Consider the following 16688-nt stretch of genomic DNA (forward strand, 5'->3'; position numbering starts at 1 on the left):
ATTTTTTTATTTTTTCAATTTTAATTTTATTTTAATGATTTTTCATTTTAAATTTAAAAATCGCCTTATTTTTTAGTTAGATTGCTTACTTATGTAAATAAAAAAGTCTTTTTTAAAAGGCCTTTTTTTTATTCTATATAACTTATTTATTATTTTACAACTATATTAACAAGCTTCTTAGGAACAGCTACTACTTTTACTATTGTTTTTCCTTCTACTAAAGCTTTTATTTTTTCATCATTCATTGCAGCTTCTTGCATATCTTCTCTTGATATATTAGCAGCCACACTTAATTTTCCTCTTACTTTACCGTTTATTTGAACTACAACTTCAACTTCATCTTTAACTAAAGCAGATTCATCATAAGCTGGCCAAGATATATCAAATATACTTCCTTCTTTGCCTATCATAGTCCATAATTCTTCACCTATATGAGGAGCAAATGGAGCTATTATTGTAACTATAGTTTCTATAGCTTCTTTTATAACTGCATCATTTCTAGTTTCTAACTCTTTGTATTTATACATTTCGTTTATTAATTCCATTAATGCAGATATTGCAGTATTGAAACCAAACTTCTCATTTAAGTCTTCAGTTACTTTCTTTAAAGTAGCATTTATAGTGAATCTCATAGCCTTATCTTCTTTAGTTAATTCATCCATAGTAGCATCACATTTAGCTTTATCAGCTAATTCGTCAACTAATCTATAAACTCTATTTAAGAATCTAAAGCATCCTTCAACACCTTGTTCTGACCATTCTAAATCTCTTTCTGGTGGTGCTGCAAATAATACGAATAATCTAGCAGTATCAGCTCCGTACTCGTCTATTATTTCAAGCGGAGATACAACATTTCCTTTAGACTTACTCATCTTAGTTCCATCTTTTAAAACCATACCTTGAGTTAATAAGTTTTTAAATGGTTCTTTGAAGTCTAACATTCCCATTTCATTAAATGCTTTAACAAAGAATCTTGCGTAAAGTAAATGCATTATAGCATGCTCTACTCCACCTATATATTGATCCACTGGCATCCAATTGTTAACTGCATCCTTACTAAATGGCTCGTTAGTATTTTGAGCATCTATATATCTTAAGAAATACCAAGAAGAATCAACAAAAGTATCCATTGTATCTACTTCTCTTCTAGCTGGCTTTCCACAACATGGGCAAGTAGCATTCATAAACTCTTTTGATGTAGTAAGTGGTGATTCACCTTTACCTGTAAATTCTATATCTGTTGGTAATAATACAGGTAAGTTTTCTTTCTTCTCAGGTACTAATCCACACTCATCACAGTATACTACAGGTATTGGACATCCCCAATATCTTTGTCTAGAAAGTAACCAGTCTCTTAATCTATAGTTAACTGTTTTCTTTCCTATTCCCATTTCTTCTATTTTTCTATTATTGCATCAAATGCTTTTGAAGCTTCCATTCCATCAAACTCACCAGAGTTTACCATTATATTATCTTCATTTATAACCTCAACTACGTTTAAGTTATATTTAGCTGCAAATTCAGCATCTCTTTCATCATGAGCCGGAACTGCCATAACTGCACCTGTTCCATAGTCAGCTAATACATAGTTTGCTATCCATAGCTCAACTTTTTGTCCGTTTAATGGGTTTATAACATGTTTACCTATGAACATTCCTTCTTTTTCTAAGTCGCTTGAAGTTCTTTCTATTTCAGTCATAGTGTACATTTTAGTTATAAACTTTTCTACAGCTTCTTCATACTCAGTTCCAGCAACTAATTCTTTAACTAAATCATGCTCTGGAGCTAAAACCATATAAGAAACTCCGTGTACTGTATCTGGTCTAGTTGTAAATACTGTTACTGATTTATCAATTCCATCTATATCGAAAGTTATTTCAGCTCCAGTACTTTTTCCTATCCAGTTTCTTTGCATTGTTTTAACTTTTTCTGGCCATCCATCTAAAGTATCTAAATCTTGAAGTAACTCTTCTGCAAAGTGAGTAGTTTTAAAATACCATTGTTCTAAGTCTTTTTTAACTACTACTGAATCACATCTTTCACAAGCTCCTTGAACAACTTGCTCATTAGCTAAAACCGTTTCACAAGATGGACACCAGTTAACAAAAGATTTTTTCTTGTATGCTAATCCATGCTCTAAGAACTTTAAGAATATTTCTTGAGTGAACTTATAGTACTCTGGAGTAGATGTTGCTATCTCTCTATCCCAATCATAGCTAAGTCCTAATAATTTTAATTGACCCTTCATGTCTTCTATGTTTTCCATAGTCCACTTATGAGGATGTATTCCATGCTTTATAGCCGCATTTTCAGCTGGAAGTCCGAATGAGTCCCATCCCATTGGGTGAAGAACATTGTAACCTTGCATCTTTTTAAATCTAGCTATAACATCACCTATAGAGTAGTTTCTAACATGCCCCATGTGTATTTTTCCTGATGGGTATGGTAACATTTCTAATGTGTAGTATTTTGGTTTTGTTGTATCATTAGTGTCAGTTTTGTATTGATCATTTTGATCCCAAGTTTTTTGCCATTTAGCTTCAACTTCATTTGGTTTATAAACGTTCATTTTTTTACCTCCTATTTTTTTGTTTCGTGTGGGTCGCTCGTTGTTAGATTAATTGTTTCCTTCACACAAAGTCATTTTGACTTTAAGTGTTTCGTCATCAACTAATCTAACATCTTCGCTGACCAATATACACGTATAAAAAAATCCCCGTCACTAAACAAATTAATGTTTAGGGACGAGGATATTACTCGCGGTACCACCCTAATTGATTATTTTTTTAAATAATCCTCTCGTACTAGTCTTTATACCAACTACGGTTAAATAGATTGTATCTAGCAAGTTCAAATCAATTTAATACTAGTTCGCACCATCCACTAGCTCTCTGAAATCTAAATTTAATTTTACTACTCTAGTCTATTTTAATTTTTAATTATATCTTATTATTATATAATTATTAAGCTAATGTGTCAACATCAACATATGGAGCATCTTTCCACATTTTCTCTAGGTTATAGTATGCTCTATTTTCTTCATTAAATACGTGAACCATTATATCTCCAAAGTCTAATAGTATCCACTCTTGTGTCTCGTATCCTTCTTTACCTCTTGATTCTATCCCTAACTTAGTAAGTTCATCTTCTACGTTATCAGCTATAGCTTTTACTTGTCTTTGAGATCCTGCTGTAGCTATTACGAAGTAATCACATAAACTTGATACTTCTCCTACTTTTATTATAGATATATCTTTACCTAGTTTATCATCAATAGCATCATATATAACTTTAACCATTTGTTCTACTGTCGTCATATTAAATTCCTACCTTCCTTATTTTTTGCGTTTTTATATTATACCACAAAAAACCGACTTCATAATACTAAATTTATATTCTTAGTATTGACAAGTTATCGCTATTATTTCCACTTCTTCAATTTATTAATTCTATATTATTATTAATTTATATTTATTGTGATTTATTTTATAAAAATTATTTACTTTTTTAAAATAAAATTTCTAGCTTCTATTGTTCTAGGGTGTATTATTTGCTTTCTATCTATTACTAATTTTATAGTGTTGTCGAATGATTGTAATAATGCCTTATCCATTTGACCGTTATAAGCTAGCTCTCGCAGTTCTTCTACTCCAGGATAATTTCTATTTTCTTCAATTATATCGGCTATGTATATAATTTTTTCTAGCATGTCCATATTAGATCTTCCTGTAGTATGATACCTAACAGCAGTTACTATATCTAAATCATCTATAAAAAATTCATGTCTAACTAAAACTGATCCTATTATACTATGAGACAGTGCTAAGTTTTCTTTTTCATAATCATCTAAGTATATTTCATATTTTTTTACATAATACTCAACTTGTTCTTGATTTAAATACTTTGCACAATCGTGAAGTATACCTGCTAAATATGCTTTTTCTTCATCGTATCCATATATCTTACTTAATTTTACTGCACACTTAGCAACACCTTCAGAATGTAACATTCTATTTTTAGGTAGCATTTCATTTAATTTAATTATTAAATTTTGCGAATCCAAAATTATTCAACTCCATTTGTATATATTTTTTTTTCATAAATATAAGATTCCACACATTCAGGTATTAAATATTTAATAGATTTACCATGTTTTATATGGTTTCTTATATAAGTTGACGATATATCCAGCGAAGGAACATTTACTGACCTTATATTAGCATCATATCTAGATTTTAATCTTTCTATTTTCATTTTAGCTTCATTAGAATTTATCCCCGGTCTATTTGCTGCTATAAAAGTTGCTAATTCAAAATTTTCCCCAACATTTTTCCAACTTTCCATATCGCAAATAGTATCAGCTCCAGTTATAAAGTATATATTAGCATTTGGATAAATTTTATGTAGTTCTTTTAAAGTATCTATTGTATAAGTTCTAGTATTTCTATTTATCTCCATATCCGAAACAACAAAATCATCATTATTCATTGTAGCCAATAAAACCATATTATATCTATCTTTTTTATCCGTTCTTAGTTTTGATTTATGAGGTGGGTTACCAGTTGGTATAAAAAGTATTTTGTCAAGATTGTAAGTTTCTCTTACATATTCTGCTGTTGCTAAATGCGCATAATGTATAGGGTCAAAAGTTCCTCCCATTATACCTATATTTACATTCTCATTTCCCATTTTATGAAAATTTGACTTTAGGTTGTTAAAATTTTTTGCCTTTAATACTAATTCATCAATTCTCATTAAAAATCTCCTTTTGTCCTTTATACTTTTATTGTATCATTAATTTTAGCTTCTTTGATACAATTATTCTATATTTTACGGTATAATTTTGTACATGATTAAAATGCATTGAGTTCAGTTTTATAAAGGAGGTAGTTATGTCTATAATAACAAAAATAGAAGCTCAGAAAAAAAGCGAAGATAGAGTTAACATATATTTAAATGAACAGTTTTTTATGGGAATTTATAAAGAACTAGTTTTTACATTAAACTTAAAAAAAGGAATGGAAATTGATGAAGAGGTTTTAAGGGGTTTACTACATGATGAAATGTATATAAAAGCTAAAAACAAAGCTTTATCAATACTTTCTAAAGCACCTCAATCAGAAAAAAATATAATAAGTAAATTATCTAATGACTTTGATGAAGACACCATAGAAGAAGTCTTAGTTTTTTTAAGAAAGTATAATTTTGTAAATGATGAAGATCTTGCTCAGCGAATAACTAATACAAACTTAAAAGTTAATAAGTGCGGTAAAAACAGAATAAAGCAAAATTTATATAATAAGGGTATTGATAGAAGTACTATAGACTCTGTTATATCTGATATAGATAGTGATGTAGAGTTTGAAAATGCAATGCATTTAGCTAAGAAGAGATACGAGCGTGTAAAAAATGAAGATAGAAACAAAATATATCAAAAAGTTTCTCAACATTTAGCTTATAAAGGATTTAGTTATGACATTATAAAAAGGGTTCTAAACAAACTTCTTAATTGTGATGAGTCAGATTATTGTTAAATAAATTATGGAGTCTTCAAAATAATTATGTTTTGAAGACTCCATAAATTTTTAATACTTATATATTCTAATTTACTCGTTTAAGTTTAATCTTTTTAATTCTACCTATAGTTATAGGTACTTTTTCTACTTCAACAATACTTGTATCTATACCAAACCATTTTTTAGGAGATACATTGATTTTCTTTATAAATATTTTAAAACTCATTATTAAATTATCCCAATTTGATAATTTACTTTCCTTAGAAATTACTTCTTCTAAAATTATAAATTTAAAATCACCTACATTTTTATTATCTATCATTTTTGTTTTATTCGTTGTATCTAACCCTATCAATTAAAGATTCTTTATTAAAATTCTTACTTATTATATAAGTTAATGTTAACTGTGCAATTACTATACATAAAACCATAATTAAAATAGGAATAAGCGGGAATGCATATGATGCATAAGAAGCTCCAGTCTTTCTAAAAACATAAACAGCAATATATCCTAACCCACTTCCTAGTGTTAAGGAACTTAAAAGCATAGTCCCTGTGTAAAACATAGCTTCAATATTTAACATTTTTATAAGTTGTTTATCCGTTAAACCTATAGCTTGTAACATTCCTAATTCTTTTTTTCTAGTTATTATACTAGTTATCATAGAGTTTATTAAATTCATAAATCCTATAACCCCTATTATTATAACCAAACTATATCCTACAGCTTTAGTCATTTTATAGATAATTCATTTAATTCTATTTCATCATCTATATATCTAGCGTCTATATATTCATTTGATTTATCTAAGTTTTTAATAAATTCTTTTACTTCATCATAACTATCTTCAGCAACATGTATACCTAAAGTGTTAGTTGTGTCTGTTTTAAACAAATTTTTAAATACATCATTGTGAATTAAAAAAACACCTGTAGCTGATGTTATAGCTTGAATTTTAAATGTTTTATTAAACTTATCTTTTCCATCATATAATGTTAAAGTTATTTTGTCTCCTGCTTTTATGCCAAACTCTTTTGCTAATTCTGGATATGCGAAAAGTATCTCATCTCCACTTTTCAACTTTTCAATATCTATTTTTCCATCTTCAAGATAAAATTCTAAATCCTCTAAATCTTTCTCATCTATTCCTGATAACTGCTCATATTTATACTCATTTCCTAAATTATTAACTTCTACTTTAGTGGTATTTATGCTTTCTAAACTCACAACACCATCCATATTTAATAGTTTACCTCTAAAACCTTTACCTAATGGATTTTTAGTTTGTAAAATATTAAATTCAGTGTTTGGACTATCTTCTTCTCCAAAAGTATATCCTGATAAGTTTATACTTATATCATATGAAAAATGATCTCTTACCATTTTTCAGCATTTATACTATTTAAAACACTAGCTATAACAACAAATATTATTCCACTTAATGAAAGTGATATTATAGTTACATAAGTACGCTTTTTATTTCTTTTTAAATTTGCATTCGAAAGTCTTTTTATATTTATATATTTATATCCTTTTCTAGTTTTAGATTTTGTTTTTATATCACCACTATATCTTACAGCCTCAATAATAGATACTTTTGATGCAACCTTCATAGGCTTTAACAAAGATATAAACACTGTTAAGAAACTTACACCCATAACACCTATTATTATTGGAAGTTTTTGTACATCTGCTCCATTAAAAAATACTTTTGTTAATACAAATTTATTTATTGCATATCCTAATGTAATTCCTAGTGGTACAGCTATTGTAGATAAAAATATCCCCTCTTTTAAAACAATTGATTTTATTTGTTTTTTAGTAGCTCCTATAGCTCTAAGTTTTCCAAACTCCTGAACTTTACTTGTTATTGATAGATAAAATATATTGTAAATTACTAATATGCTAGATAATATAACTATTATTGCTATTGTAGCTCCCCACATTATAACCTGAGTATCTGGCTTTAAGGTATTTATATAATCTTCATTTACATTTATGCTACCCTTTGGTATATCTAAGTCTTTACCTATTTTTTCTACTTTTGATATAAGTTCTTCCCCAGATAATTTATTTTCACCTTTTATAGTTATAAATACATTTGAAATTTCTTTATCCATATCTCTAGTTGATTCCATATAATCTTTCGATACTATGCCAGCATAAGATTTTTTAAGTTTAGAAATTTTATTTACTTTTGTAATTCCAGTTAATATGAACTCTGATTTAGTAGTACCCTTTTTTGCAAAATCTTCATATTCTAAATTAATCTTTTGACCTAATTTTTTTTCATATCCCATTTTCTCTAAAGCTAAATCATCTAAAACAATTTCATTTTTTTTAGTTGGAAGTTTTCCATTTATAAAATTTTTACTACTAAATTCTATAGCATTATTATCTATATATCCTATACCTATTTTAGTCTCATCTTCATAATCCTTACTTCCTATGCTATTTATAATTCCAATTTTTTCAATTTGAGAATGAGCTTTAATTTGCTTTAGTTTTTGCTCATCTATCTTTCTGTAAACTCCATGTTGAGTTCCTGAGTACTTCCTAACATTTTCTTTACTTAAAAAATTCCAATCTGCACAAGTCAATCCAACAGCAGTTAAAAGTGTAGTTGCTAGAATTATAGTAATAATAATTAGTGTAGATTTTGACTTATTTTGTTTTAAATTACTTTTTGCTATTTTAGTAGTGTTAATCATTTATAACACCACCTTTTAAGACCTTTCCATCTTCAATATATATAACCCTATCTGCCATTTGTGCTATAGTTTCATCATGAGTTATCATAACTAATGTCTGGTTATATTTTTTTATCATAAATTTTAGCAAACTCATTACCTCATCTGATGTTTTTGAGTCTAAGTTTCCAGTTGGTTCATCAGCTAATATTATAGATGGTCTAGTTGCTAATGCACGAGCTATAGCAACTCTTTGTTGTTGACCTCCTGATAAAGTATTTGGAAGTGACTCTTTTTTATCACTTAACCCTAAAGCCTTTATTATATCATTTATAAATTCTTCATCTACAGCCTTATTATCAAGACCTATAGGAAGTACTATATTTTCCCAAACATTTAGCGATGGTATCAAGTTATAATATTGGAATATAAATCCTATTTTTCTTCTTCTAAAAATAGCTAAAGATTCGTCCTTTAATGAAAATATATCCTTACCATCTATAAATACTTTTCCATCTGTCGGTCTATCTAGCCCGCCTATCATATGTAATAGTGTACTTTTCCCTGAACCTGATTTTCCTACTATAGCTACAAATTCCCCTTCAATTATTTCTATGTTATTGTCATCAATTGCTTTTACTAAGTTTTCTCCTTCTCCATAATATTTTTTCAAGCCCCTAGTTTTTAATATACTCATATAGTTTACTCCTTCTCTTTTTCTTACTTTTTATACTTTAATGTTAAGCTTTAAGTCTTACATAACACTTTCATAAAGTCTTACACTTTCGTAAGAAACAAAGAAAATTTACTACCTTCACCTTTTTGAGATGATACAATTATATTTCCACCTTGGCTTTCAAGTATTTTTCTGCTTAAATAAAGTCCAACCCCTGAACCTTCTAACTCTTGAACTTCTTCACTTCTATAAAATCTTTTAAAAATATTATTAAATTCATTTTTATCAATTCCAATTCCATTATCTTTTATATCAACCCTCATAAAATTTATAGCATCTTGAACATATATATCTATTTTCCCTTTTAAGTTAGTATATTTAACTGCATTATCTAAAATATTAAATATACATTCTTCTGTCCACTTAGAATCATGAGGTACTATTTTATCATCAAAATCATTTAAATTAATAGATATACATTTATTAATAGCTTTTGGTTTTACACTTTCTATAGCCTTAATAATTGTTGATTTTATGTTTTTATTTTCTTTTTTATATTTATCATACTTGTTTCTAATCTTGATATGTTTACTAAAGACTCAATGAGACTTTGCAATTTATTTATAGACATACCACTTGTTTTCAAAAACTCAGTTCTGTCTTCCTCATCTAAATCTTCTTCTAATAACAATGAATTATATAATTTCAAAGACGCTAATGGAGTTTTAAGTTGATGCGATATATCAGTTACTAGCTCTTTTATATTTTCTTTTTCTTTATCTAAATCTTTAATTTTAATATTTATACTTTTTGATAATTTATTTAAATCTGAATGAATTATATTGAATATACCTTCTTCTTTAAAATCATCTTTTATATTGTATTTCCCATGAATTATACACTCTACATTTTTACTTACTTTATCTAATTTATTAAATACATATTTCATCAAATTGCACATTATTAACATTATTAATATTATGATTCCTACAAAAACAATTAAATTATTTACCAGGAAATACTTTATATGTTGTTGAAAATTTATATTTTCTATCATTTTATAATTTTTATCATATCCATATTTTTCAATACCTTCTCGCCTAAATCACTGTAGTCTTTATCATTAATATATATACTATTTACTATATCTGCCTCAAGCTCTGGGTGTTCACTTACTATAGACCCCACAATTTTTTTATTTATATTTAATTGTTCTAAATATATGTTTTTTAAATTGTTATATTGATTAATGCTAAATATAAATAAAATCGTTATTAACCCTATCCCCATATATATGGATATACGCTTCACAATCGGCTCTCTTCTTAATAAATCTATCATTTTTTAATACACCTCTTTTCAAAAGTGTATCCAATTCCTCTAATATTTTTTATAAATTTAGGCGTAGATGGGTTATCTTCGACCTTTTGTCTAAGTCTTCTTATATTCACAGCTACAGTATTTTCATCCACATAATTTCCATCAATATCCCACAATGCTTCCATCAATTGTTCCTTAGTTATAGTTTGACATGAGTTTTCCATTAAATACTTAAGTAATTTACTTTCATTTTTACTAAGAATTATTTCATTTTCTTCTTTTGTAAGCTTACTATCTACATAGTTAAAAGTTATACCATCACAACTTATACATGTTTCATTGCTAGAGTTTCCAATTCTCTTCATAATTGCATTTACTTTAGATATTAAAATAATTAAACTAAATGGTTTTGTAATGTAATCATCCGCTCCAACATCATACCCAGTAACTATATCAACTTCTTGATCTAATGCAGTTAACATTATTATATGAACATCACTTATAGTTCTTATATATTCACAAAACTCAAAGCCATCTCCATCAGGAAGTCCAATATCAGATATAATCAAATCAATTTTTTCATTTAAAAATATATCTTTAGCTTCTTTTATACTAAATGTTGTAAATACTTTATATCCTTCTCTTTTTAATTTAAAACTAATCCCCCTATTTAAAGATCTATCATCTTCTAATAATAAAATATCTCCCATAAAACGCTCCTTTATATTATCCTTTTACATATATTTTACTATGAAGGTCTTCTAAAACAAATAGAAAGTGGTATGAAATTAATTTTTATTTAACCTCATACCACTTTCTATTTGTTCAGTTGCTATATATTTTTAATTAATATGATTATCACAGTATACATTAATTCCATCACTTAAAAATTGAGCTAATCCTGATTTATACTTATCTATATTTTTTGTAAATCTTTCATCTGCCACATACATTATTCCTAGACCTCTAAAAATATCTATTGTACAATCATAAAAATTTTCACTTATATGATTTCTCCATTTTTCAATCACAATTTGCACTTCTTCATCTGTAGGAGATTTATCCATCAATTGTGCCAATTCTTCATAAATTTTATTAGCTTCATCGCTTATTTTCTTCCAATCGTTTTCGCCATATGAACTAGTTTTTTGTTTACATTCACTATAAGCATCACTATCCCCATACTTTCTCTTTGTTTCATCTTTATATTTTTCCTCGTGCTGTTTAATTTTTTCATAATCAAATACCTTAAAATCTTTTTTACTCATACTCTTATTTCCTCCTAAATCATTTATTTGTTCATCAATAGATTGAATTATATTATTTAACCTATTTCTTTTTTCTAATATCAATTCTTTTTGAAATGATAAAACTTCTTTCTTATTTAAATTTTTATCATCTAAAATTTTTTTAATTTCATTCAATGGAAAATCCAATTCTTTAAGTGTTAAAATTTGATATAATCTTTTTATATCTTGATCGCTATATAGCCTATAATTCTTTTCAGTTTTCTTACTAGGAATTAAAACTCCAATTTTATCGTAATGGTGAAGCATCCTAATACTTACTCCACTTAGTTTCGAAACTTCATTTACTTTATACATATTTGCCTCCTTAAAAATATATTAAGGTATTACATAGTGTTAGAGTCAATAATAATTTCAACCTATTTTTTACTTTCCCCAAAACATTAGTATTATTATACTCCATAAGTTATCCTCAAATATTAGTTAAGTATAATTTCCTTAAGCGTAAAAAATAGGATGTCTAAAAAGACATCCTAACTTGATTTTTATGCAGCTTTTTCTTGCTTTAAGTTCTCTTCATCAAACTCTAATACATCTAACTTTTTAGCTACTAGCTTAGTGGTACTAGCTTGAACTATTAAAGTTATTAGTATTGTCATAAATACTATCGAAGATATTATCTCGTATCCTGGAACTTTCATCGATACAACTATACCAGATAATGCAGCTGGTATAACTCCAGTTTCTCTAACCCACATCATAAATAATTTATCGTTTATTTTCCATTTAGCTTTAATATCAAATACTGTACAAATTAATACTACTAGTGGTCTTGCAATAAACATTAAAACTAATACTACTATCAAAGAAGGTAACCAATATTGAGCTAGTGCTCCTAAATCAACATGTGTACCTAATACAACAAATATTGACATACGGCATAAAGATGCTACACTTTCTCTAAAGTGATGTTCAGATTGGAAAGATTCTTCAGGAACCCATAATCCAAATAATTTTTTATTTCCGGCTATAAGTCCAACTATAAATACCGCCATATATCCACTTCCATGTAAATATGTTGCTATTTCATAAGCTAATATAACTTTAAGTATAGATATTATAGGTGCGTATGAATGGAATATTCCCCATTTATTATCACATATAAGAACTGAGAATACATATCCAATAATAATTCCCACTATAACTCCTACAACAACTGCTACTAAGAGCTCTTTTACACTTTCTCCTGCTGAAAAACTTCCTGATGTAACTATCGCAAGAAGTGTGCTTACAATTATAGCTCCTACTGCATCGTTAAATGCCGACTCACTTACTACTGTTTGCTTTATTTTATCTTTTATAGTAACTTGCTTAAATACTGGTATAAGTGCTGCAGGGTCTGTTGATGCTATTATTCCTCCTACAAGTAAAGATGTCATTATTGGAAGTCCAAAAATTTTATTAGTAGCAAATCCTACCACTATAGTTGATATTACAACTCCTAATGTTGCTAACAGTCCTACACTAACCTTTACTTTATTTAAAACTTTTAAATTAACTTCTCTACCACCTTCATAAAGGATAAATGCTGATCCAAAAGTTAATATAAGATTGTTTTCTATAGGAAATGAATCTACACTTATTAAGTTTAAAACTGCTGGCCCTATTATGATTCCTGCTATTAAATATAGTATTACATCTGGTAATTTAAGCTTTTCACTTAATTTACCTAATATGACTCCTATTACAACTATTGCTGAAAATATTATTAATAAATTATTGGTAGCAATAGCTTCTACTGTATTTTCCATATATATAACCTCCATCTATAATATAAATTAATTTATCTTATCAATTCCAAGTATTATTTTACTATTGCTTTTATCATAAGTAAAATTAATATTATAAGTGGTTATTATTCATATTTTTAATGATTGTTTAAAACTTTCTATTGAATATATTTTCCTTAAACGCAAAAAACTGATAGTAATCCTTTAATAAGTATTACTATCAGTTTTATATTTTAATTATTTAGATACATTACCTGCTACATTAAGTATATCCCATGTTCTTGCAAATGGTGGTGCATAACATAAATCTAGCATACCTAATTGGCTAGTTGTTAATTTTCCAAATATAGATGCAGCTATTACATTACATCTTTGAACAGCATCTTTATATCCTGCAACTTGTCCTCCTAATATAACTTTTGTATCAGCATCATATACAAGCTTTACATACATTTTATTTCTTCCTGGATAATAATTAGTTTGGTTAAAGTCTGATATAAACTTAGATTTAACCTTTATTCCTAACTTTTCTGCTTGTACTTCTGTTAATCCTGTACATGCAGCTTCCATATCCATAATTTTTATACAACTAGACCCTAAAGACCCTTGGAAACTATTATTAGCGCCAGCTAAATTTTCTCCAACTATTCTTCCTAATTTATTAGCACCTGTTGCAAGTGGAACATATGAATCTTTACCTGTTACTATATTTTTTATAGTTGCACAGTCACCCGCTGCATATATGTCTTCTACTGAAGTTTTTCCAAACTCATCAACAATAATTGCTCCATTTGGTAGCATGCTAACTTTACTATCTTTTAAAAAGGCTGTGTTCGGTCTTACTCCAGTTGCTATTATAACTAAATCTGCATCATATTCACCTTTATTTGTTATAACCTTTTTAACTTTTTCTTCTCCAACTAACTCACTAACTATTTCCTGTAATCTTAAATCAACATTATGATTTTTAATTTCTTCTTCTAATATATCAGTAAGTTCTTTGTCAAATACTTGAGGTAAAATTCTATCTTCTAGCTGGAATACCGTTACTTCTTTCCCTAATTTTTTAGCTGCTTCAACTGCTTCAAGACCTATAAATCCTGCACCAATTATAGCAACTTTTTTATTTCATCTCTATTCATTAGTTCTTTAACTTTTATACCATCATCTAAACTCTTTAATGTTGACACATTTTCAAGTTTAACATTTTTTATAGGAGGTATTATGCTACTAGCCCCTGTTGCTATCATTAATTTATCATATGAATCTTCAAATATTTCTCCATTTTTTACATCTTGAACTTTTAATTTTTTGAATCAGTATCAATTGAAGTTACTTCATGGAATATTTTTAAGTCTATTCCACTTTCAACAAACTTTTCAGGCGCTCTTGCTATCATATTTTGAGGATCATCGAAGAAGCCACCAACAAAATATGGAAGTCCACATGCTCCAAATGATACAACATCTGTTTTTTCATATACAACTACTTCATAATCAGGTTTCATTCTTTTTAATTTTGCAGCAGCACTCATTCCAGCTGCTACTCCACCAATAATTACAACTCTCATCTCTTTTCTCCTTAAAAAATAATGTATTTTAAATAAATTTCTTAATTTCTTGTGTCTAGTTTTAAATTATAATATAGCAGTTACCCATTATTTATGATATATTAACACATTTCAATCATTTTTTCTACTTTTTGAATTTTAAAATTTCACAAAAAAGATACCCAGTTAAATTGGGTATCTCATAAATTATCTTCTAGATTTTTTAGTTGGTCTTCCTTTTTTAGACACTGTATTATCAACTTTTTTAGCTTTCGCTTGCTCGTGTCCTGGGAATATTATCTTTGGATCTTCTTCATTTCTTTTATATATAGTAAACTTAAATCCTATAGCTTGAACAAATTCTGCTCTTATAGCTTCGCATATAGCATTTGCAGTTTCTTTAGCATCTAATCCAGCATTTTCTAATATAGAAACTTTAACTATTTCTCTAGCTTTTAACATATCTTCTAATTGATCTAAAAAGCTTTCTGTAACTCCTTCTTTACCTATTTGAGTTATAGGTTTTAAAGTGTTAGCAACAGATCTTAAGTATGCTCTTTGCTTACCTTTTAACATGTGTCCACCTCTTTACGTCTTTAATTAGTTTTAATTATAGAATTCGAATTCTATATCGTATATCTTAACAGTATCTCCATCTTCTATGCCCATTTCTCTTAGTTTATCAAATACACCTTGAGATTCCATAGATTTTTGGAAGAACTGAACAGATTCCATATCTTCAAAGTTAACAGAGTACATTATTCTTCTTAAAGCTTTACCTGTAACAACATATACTCCATCTTCTATTTCAACTTCTAGTCCATCTTCAGTTTCTTCAACTAATTCTGGTCTATACATTTCTTCTTCAGTTACTAACTCAACGTCTTCAACTTCGTTTAATAATTGAGCAACATAAGCTATAACATCATCAATTCCTTGTCTTGTTGCTGCAGACATTTTGAATACTTTGTATCCTCTTGACTCTAATTCATTCTTAAAGTTTTCAAAGTTACTTTCATCTTCCATTATGTCTATTTTGTTAGCAACAACAACTTGAGGTCTAGTAGATAACTTTTCATTATATAACTTTAACTCATCATTTATTTTATCAAAATCTTCTAAAGCATCTCTGCCTTCTATTCCTGATATATCGACTATATGGATTAATACCTTAGTTCTTTCAACGTGTCTTAAGAAATCATGACCTAATCCTATACCTTCTGCAGCACCTTCTATAAGTCCTGGTATATCAGCAAGTACAAAACTTTCGCCAAACTTAGTTTGTACAACTCCTAAATTTGGTGTTAAAGTTGTGAAATGATAGTTAGCTATTTTTGGTTTAGCTTTAGTTACTACTGATAAGAATGTTGATTTACCTACATTTGGGAAGCCTAATAAACCAACATCAGCTATCATTTTTAACTCTAATATTATCCACTTTTCTTCTCCATCAGTTCCTGATTTAGCAAAAGCAGGAGCCTGTCTTATTGCATTGGCGAAGTGTTGATTTCCTCTTCCACCTCTTCCACCTTTTGCAACTACTGCTTCATCGCCTTCTTCTTTTAAGTCAGCTATTATAAGACCTGTTGCTTCGTCTCTTATTATTGTTCCTGGAGGAACTAATAAAACTAAATCTTCACCGTTTTTACCAGCTTGTCTTTTTTTAGTTCCATCTCCACCAGCTTGTGCAGAATACTTAGTTTGATATTTAAAATCCATTAATGTTCTTAATCCTGAATCAACTTTAAATATTATACTAGCTCCACGACCTCCGTCTCCTCCGTCTGGTCCTCCTGCTGGAACGTATTTTTCTTTTCTAAAAGATACTGATCCGTTACCACCGTTTCCAGCTTTTACAAATATCCTAGCCTTATCTATAAACATATTAATTCACCTTCT

20 protein-coding genes, 1 pseudogene and 1 other annotated feature are annotated in these 16688 nt (G+C 28.1%); of the genes and pseudogenes, 1 reads left to right on the forward strand and 20 read right to left on the reverse strand.

The window, feature by feature from the left end:
• Positions 1–149 precede the first annotated feature (149 nt).
• The 4 genes and pseudogenes from leuS to nadD form a co-directional block, all read right to left on the reverse strand.
• Positions 150–2569: pseudogene (leuS, locus tag LEQ07_RS22345) on the reverse strand (leucine--tRNA ligase).
• Positions 2570–2737: 168 nt separating this feature from the next.
• Positions 2738–2930: a binding site (T-box leader), on the reverse strand.
• A gap of 33 nt (positions 2931–2963) precedes the next feature.
• On the reverse strand, positions 2964–3317 hold the full coding sequence (gene rsfS, locus LEQ07_RS02335) for a ribosome silencing factor (RefSeq protein ID WP_025162073.1): 354 nt from the start codon (positions 3315–3317) through the stop codon (positions 2964–2966).
• A 182-nt stretch (positions 3318–3499) separates the two neighbouring features.
• Complete coding sequence (gene yqeK, locus LEQ07_RS02340; RefSeq protein WP_263329385.1) at positions 3500–4063, reverse strand: bis(5'-nucleosyl)-tetraphosphatase (symmetrical) YqeK; 564 nt, start codon at positions 4061–4063, stop codon at positions 3500–3502.
• A 2-nt stretch (positions 4064–4065) separates the two neighbouring features.
• Positions 4066–4755, reverse strand: coding sequence for a nicotinate-nucleotide adenylyltransferase (gene nadD / locus LEQ07_RS02345; RefSeq protein WP_152650817.1), 690 nt, complete (start codon positions 4753–4755; stop codon positions 4066–4068).
• Positions 4756–4892: 137 nt separating this feature from the next.
• Here nadD and recX point away from each other — a divergent pair, with 137 nt between their 5' ends.
• Positions 4893–5534 (forward strand): recombination regulator RecX, encoded by a 642-nt coding sequence (recX, locus tag LEQ07_RS02350; RefSeq protein ID WP_263329386.1) that lies wholly within the window; start codon positions 4893–4895, stop codon positions 5532–5534.
• Positions 5535–5601: 67 nt separating this feature from the next.
• Here the strand turns inward: recX and LEQ07_RS02355 are convergent, their stop codons facing one another.
• The 16 genes from LEQ07_RS02355 to obgE form a co-directional block, all read right to left on the reverse strand.
• Positions 5602–5838, reverse strand: a complete 237-nt coding sequence (locus LEQ07_RS02355; RefSeq protein ID WP_263329387.1) for a hypothetical protein — start codon at positions 5836–5838, stop codon at positions 5602–5604.
• Positions 5839–5845: 7 nt separating this feature from the next.
• Positions 5846–6253: an FtsX-like permease family protein gene (locus LEQ07_RS02360; RefSeq protein WP_150842158.1), complete on the reverse strand. Its 408-nt coding sequence runs from the start codon at positions 6251–6253 to the stop codon at positions 5846–5848.
• Positions 6250–6900: a hypothetical protein gene (locus LEQ07_RS02365; protein WP_263329388.1), complete on the reverse strand. Its 651-nt coding sequence runs from the start codon at positions 6898–6900 to the stop codon at positions 6250–6252. Before LEQ07_RS02365 ends, LEQ07_RS02360 begins: the two co-directional genes overlap by 4 nt.
• On the reverse strand, positions 6894–8228 hold the full coding sequence (locus LEQ07_RS02370) for an ABC transporter permease (protein ID WP_263329389.1): 1335 nt from the start codon (positions 8226–8228) through the stop codon (positions 6894–6896). The genes LEQ07_RS02365 and LEQ07_RS02370 overlap by 7 nt, the downstream gene beginning before the upstream one ends.
• On the reverse strand, positions 8221–8904 hold the full coding sequence (locus tag LEQ07_RS02375; protein ID WP_263329390.1) for an ABC transporter ATP-binding protein: 684 nt from the start codon (positions 8902–8904) through the stop codon (positions 8221–8223). The genes LEQ07_RS02370 and LEQ07_RS02375 overlap by 8 nt, the downstream gene beginning before the upstream one ends.
• 80 nt (positions 8905–8984) lie before the next feature.
• Positions 8985–9467 carry a sensor histidine kinase gene (locus tag LEQ07_RS19995; RefSeq protein WP_317851987.1) on the reverse strand — a complete coding sequence of 161 codons (483 nt, stop codon included), beginning with the start codon at positions 9465–9467 and terminating at the stop codon, positions 8985–8987.
• The gene (locus tag LEQ07_RS02385) at positions 9416–9940 is read right to left on the reverse strand and encodes a histidine kinase dimerization/phospho-acceptor domain-containing protein (RefSeq protein WP_263329391.1); all 525 of its coding nucleotides are present in this window, start codon (positions 9938–9940) and stop codon (positions 9416–9418) included. Before LEQ07_RS02385 ends, LEQ07_RS19995 begins: the two co-directional genes overlap by 52 nt.
• Entirely contained in the window at positions 9937–10224 is a 288-nt protein-coding gene (locus tag LEQ07_RS02390; RefSeq protein ID WP_263329392.1) for a hypothetical protein, read from the reverse strand. The genes LEQ07_RS02385 and LEQ07_RS02390 overlap by 4 nt, the downstream gene beginning before the upstream one ends.
• Entirely contained in the window at positions 10221–10913 is a 693-nt protein-coding gene (locus LEQ07_RS02395) for a response regulator transcription factor (protein WP_263329393.1), read from the reverse strand. Before LEQ07_RS02395 ends, LEQ07_RS02390 begins: the two co-directional genes overlap by 4 nt.
• A 132-nt stretch (positions 10914–11045) precedes the next feature.
• Positions 11046–11807 (reverse strand): MerR family transcriptional regulator, encoded by a 762-nt coding sequence (locus tag LEQ07_RS02400; protein WP_263329394.1) that lies wholly within the window; start codon positions 11805–11807, stop codon positions 11046–11048.
• A gap of 188 nt (positions 11808–11995) precedes the next feature.
• Entirely contained in the window at positions 11996–13261 is a 1266-nt protein-coding gene (locus LEQ07_RS02405; protein ID WP_025162083.1) for a cation:proton antiporter, read from the reverse strand.
• Positions 13262–13477: 216 nt separating this feature from the next.
• Positions 13478–14353, reverse strand: a complete 876-nt coding sequence (locus LEQ07_RS02410) for a CoA-disulfide reductase (RefSeq protein WP_332842854.1) — start codon at positions 14351–14353, stop codon at positions 13478–13480.
• Entirely contained in the window at positions 14350–14490 is a 141-nt protein-coding gene (locus LEQ07_RS20525) for a hypothetical protein (protein WP_332842281.1), read from the reverse strand. The genes LEQ07_RS02410 and LEQ07_RS20525 overlap by 4 nt, the downstream gene beginning before the upstream one ends.
• 53 nt (positions 14491–14543) lie before the next feature.
• Positions 14544–14810: an FAD-dependent oxidoreductase gene (locus tag LEQ07_RS20530; RefSeq protein WP_332842280.1), complete on the reverse strand. Its 267-nt coding sequence runs from the start codon at positions 14808–14810 to the stop codon at positions 14544–14546.
• 186 nt (positions 14811–14996) lie between these two features.
• Positions 14997–15365 carry a YhbY family RNA-binding protein gene (locus LEQ07_RS02415; RefSeq protein WP_021428595.1) on the reverse strand — a complete coding sequence of 123 codons (369 nt, stop codon included), beginning with the start codon at positions 15363–15365 and terminating at the stop codon, positions 14997–14999.
• Positions 15366–15395: 30 nt separating this feature from the next.
• Positions 15396–16673 (reverse strand): GTPase ObgE, encoded by a 1278-nt coding sequence (gene obgE / locus LEQ07_RS02420; RefSeq protein WP_046823765.1) that lies wholly within the window; start codon positions 16671–16673, stop codon positions 15396–15398.
• Positions 16674–16688 lie beyond the last annotated feature (15 nt).

Source organism: Paraclostridium sp. AKS73 (genome assembly GCF_025671395.1).
Taxonomy (GTDB): Bacteria; Bacillota; Clostridia; order Peptostreptococcales; family Peptostreptococcaceae; genus Paraclostridium; species Paraclostridium benzoelyticum.